The organism is Dysgonomonas sp. Marseille-P4677, assembly GCF_016652235.1.
Taxonomy (GTDB): Bacteria; Bacteroidota; Bacteroidia; order Bacteroidales; family Dysgonomonadaceae; genus Dysgonomonas.
Window position 1 is genome coordinate 1 of the sequence record NZ_JAEPKU010000211.1, and the last position, 3,785, is coordinate 3,785.

General features: G+C 35.4%; 4 protein-coding genes. 3 read left to right on the forward strand and 1 reads right to left on the reverse strand.

The window, feature by feature from the left end; genetic code table 11:
* Positions 1 to 48: 48 nt before the first annotated feature.
* Positions 49 to 1,041, reverse strand: coding sequence for a DUF2268 domain-containing putative Zn-dependent protease (locus JGH11_RS19265; protein WP_201114513.1), 993 nt, complete (start codon positions 1,039 to 1,041; stop codon positions 49 to 51).
* Between the two features lie 104 nt (positions 1,042 to 1,145).
* On the opposite strand from JGH11_RS19265, the gene JGH11_RS19270 reads away from it, so the two are divergent.
* The 3 genes from JGH11_RS19270 to JGH11_RS19280 all read left to right on the forward strand — a co-directional run.
* Positions 1,146 to 1,493, forward strand: coding sequence for a hypothetical protein (locus JGH11_RS19270; RefSeq protein ID WP_201114514.1), 348 nt, complete (start codon positions 1,146 to 1,148; stop codon positions 1,491 to 1,493).
* 40 nt (positions 1,494 to 1,533) lie between these two features.
* Positions 1,534 to 2,550, forward strand: coding sequence for a tRNA (adenosine(37)-N6)-threonylcarbamoyltransferase complex transferase subunit TsaD (tsaD, locus tag JGH11_RS19275; protein WP_201114515.1), 1,017 nt, complete (start codon positions 1,534 to 1,536; stop codon positions 2,548 to 2,550).
* 22 nt (positions 2,551 to 2,572) lie between these two features.
* Positions 2,573 to 3,785 (forward strand): M48 family metallopeptidase (locus JGH11_RS19280; RefSeq protein WP_201114516.1); only part of this gene is annotated, 1,213 nt, incomplete at its 3' end.

Sequence of the window (3,785 nt, forward strand, 5' to 3'; positions counted from 1 at the left end):
GTTAATAACTTTAGATAAGGATAGAAGAAATAAATCGGGGCAGGAGATTTAAGGATTATATTTTGCTTCCTTTAATATTGTTTGTGCGTTAGTATCAATTATTTCTTGAAGAGATGCGTCTTTCTTCTTAGCATATTGTTTCACTATTTGCCATCCTACCCAAGAACCTAATCGTCCGGGCGATTCAGGTGATATGATAATAGTGTTGACTCCGTCATTAATAAAACGGGTTATAATCATATTATCGGTCGAAAAAAGATAATTCTGTTTAACAATGCTTTGCCATGTTGTTTTTTCGTTTTGTTTACACCAATTCAATTGTGAAAGTGTATAACTAATTATATCGTTAGCTTCTTTCTCAGGAAGAAGAGTAGATAGTGCATAAAGTATTTTTCCTTCGTTAACTATTGCCGATAATAGATTGTTATCGTCGGTTTCAGGTCTGATAATATCACTCATCAACCATGCTTTCAGATAATCTCTAACCACAAATTGAGGTTGCATTTGCTGACGTTCGTATGGCTTGAAAAAGTCTTGATAAGCGGGATAATTATCTCCTAAATATTTATCTGTCGATATGGATATAAGATTGTTGAGAATAATGACATTTTCACGAAAACCCGAGATATGCATTGCTAGTTCGGGTAGCTTACTTCCTTTTAAATTTACAGAAATAAGGTGATTTGCATTTGCTAGTTCTTCTTCGTATACAAACACGTCTTCAAATGTTTTCAGAGCATCTTTGTATATTTGCATGAGTGCCGGGTGTGAAAAATAATCTTTCAGTGAAGCGAAAAAGGTTTCAGGGTCACTATTGTCCATAGCTATTCTTCCGAAAGCAGGTAAAAGTAGTGGGTATTTTTCTTTTAATAGAGATTGGTTTACTGCGTCAGGTTGTTGTAAATATCTATATACATCTTTGTCGAAGCGCACTATGCTTACTTTTCCCTGATGTACTTCGTTGTTTTTGGGAGAGGTCGTACTAGAACATCCGACAAAAGAGATAATAATAAATATTAATAGGTAAACTATATTTTTCATTTGTTTCCTTTTATGATTTCTTCGTTGCGAAGGTTATATATATTTCTTAATTTTGTTCATTAATTACAAACTTACTATACATTAAATTAAAAACGTGTAAAATTATGCTTTATTTTAAAGAAGATATTCCAAATAAAGATAGTAAATTGATCTATATTTATCAAGGAACAACTGTGGCACAAATGCAATCGGAGATAGAGGCTCTTATGCTATCATTGGGATATAAGCATCTGGGGCAAGGACTGTTTGAAAAAGGAAGTCGTGCTATGCGTTTATTATTTGGTGCATTCTGTAAGTATTTCAAATTTAGAGTAGTGGTAGAAGATAACAGCAATGGTGAGGTGAAAGTAACGGTTTCGAAAGATACAACCGGACTATCAGGTGGTGCTATTGGTGTAAATCAGGTAAAAAAAGAATTTTATAATCTATCACAAGCATTTCGAACAATATAATACTTGTGATGTTTATAATCACAAAATGTAATAAAAATAAATGATAACTATATTAGGCATAGAATCCTCTTGTGATGATACAGCAGCAGCAGTTATACAAGACGGAGTTCTTTTATCCAACATTATTTCCAGTCAGAAGGTACACGAAAGTTATGGTGGTGTGGTTCCGGAATTGGCTTCACGGGCACATCAACAGAATATTATACCGGTTGTAGATCAAGCCTTGAAAAAGGCCGGAATCGCTAAAGAAGATATAACGGCGATTGCTTTTACCCGTGGCCCAGGCTTGATGGGGTCTTTATTAGTGGGAACATCTTTTGCTAAAGGATTATCCTCAGCCTTGAATATTCCTATGATAGATGTAAATCATCTTCATGCCCATGTTTTGGCTCATTTTATAAAAGAAGACAAAAACGATAACAATCAGCCTCGTTACCCTTTTCTTTGCTTACTTGTATCGGGTGGTAACTCTCAGATTATCTTAGTGAAATCGTATAACGATATGGAGATAATAGGGCAAACAATAGATGATGCAGCAGGAGAAGCTTTCGATAAATGCGCAAAAGTCATGGGGCTAGGCTATCCGGGAGGTCCTGTTGTAGATAGATTAGCTAAAGAAGGAGATGCTACTAAATTTAAATTTAACAAACCTCATATGCAAGGCTATGATTATAGTTTTAGTGGTTTGAAAACGTCTTTCCTTTATTTACTTCGTGATGAATTGAAGAAAGATCCGGATTTCATAGAAAAGAACAAAGCTGATCTTTGTGCATCCCTACAGAAAACAATTATAGATGTTTTGATGGAAAAACTTCGTCAAGCTGCTACCGACTTGGGTATAAATGAAGTTGCGGTTGCCGGAGGAGTCTCCGCCAACTCAGGACTTCGTGCTGCATTTGAAGATCATGCTAAGCGTTTTGGGTGGAAAATACATATTCCACCCTTTGGATATACGACCGATAATGCTGCTATGATAGCGATGACCGGTTATTTTAAGTACGAAGATAAAGAGTTTTGTCCGATGGATGCCGCTCCTTTTTCAAGGGTGGTGATGTAATAAGTAAAAGAAAAACATACCTATGTCAGTATATTTGATAGTCATAATATTAATTGTTATTTTAGATTTTGCCTGGACTCAATATCTCTCATACCGAAATCGTAAACGTATGAGTCCTGATATTCCTCCTCAACTCGAAGGCATTTATAACAAGGAAGAATACGCAAAACAGCAGGACTATCAGAAAGTAAATAGCCGTTTTGGTCTATATACCAGCTTATTCTCATTTGTTGTAATGTTAATCGTTTTGCTATTAGGTGCTTTCGGTTGGCTGGATGAATTACTGAGGCAATATATAAGCAACGAAATAGGGCTTACCTTGACCTTTTTCGGTGTTATTTATATTGTGAATGATATCATTACTTTACCTCTCGATTATTATGCAACATTTGTAATAGAAGAACGATTCGGATTTAATAAATCGACCAAAGTAACTTTTTGGCTCGATCAGGTAAAAGGTTTGCTACTTACGGTTATTTTAGGTGGAGCTATTTTAGCTCTTATTACATGGTTATATGGAACTTTGGGAAGCTATGCTTGGTTGTATGCCTGGGGGGCTGTCACAGTTTTCTCTTTATTCATGACATTATTTTATTCAAATATTATAGTTCCTTTATTTAATAAGCAAACGCCTCTTGAAGCAGGCGAACTGCGTGATGCGATTGAATCCTTTTCCAAGAAGGCAGGTTTTGCCATCAATAACATTTATGTAATGGATGCCTCTAAACGTTCGAGTAAGGCAAATGCTTATTTTACCGGCTTTGGAGCGAAGAAACGTATTGTATTATTCGATACATTGATAAATGATCTTAAGACAGACGAAATAGTTGCTGTGCTTGCTCATGAAATTGGGCATTACAAGAAAAAACATACATTGCAGGGGATACTCATTTCTGTTTGCTATACAGGAGTAATTTTGTTTTTATTATCACTTTTATTAGATAATAAGGATATCGCAATTGCATTGGGAGGCGAAGAGGCTTCTTTTCACCTCGGACTTATTGCATTTTCTATTTTATTTACCCCTGTCTCTCTTATTATAGGAATATTTTCAAGCATTCATAGTCGAAAGAATGAATATCAGGCAGATGCTTATGCTGCCGGTTTTGGATTAGCCGAATCTCTTATCAGCGGATTGAAAAAATTATCAGTTAAATCTTTAAGCAATCTCAATCCCGATCCTTTATACGTATTCTTTTATTATTCGCATCCTACCTTATTGCAACGAATAGAGA

Bases quoted from the DNA above. Each gene is read 5' to 3' on its own strand.
- JGH11_RS19270 (WP_201114514.1), top strand. From the start codon at position 1,146: ATGCTTTATTTTAAAGAAGATATTCCAAATAAAGATAGTAAATTGATC.
- JGH11_RS19265 (WP_201114513.1), bottom strand. From the start codon at position 1,041: ATGAAAAATATAGTTTACCTATTAATATTTATTATTATCTCTTTTGTC.
- tsaD (WP_201114515.1), top strand. From the start codon at position 1,534: ATGATAACTATATTAGGCATAGAATCCTCTTGTGATGATACAGCAGCA.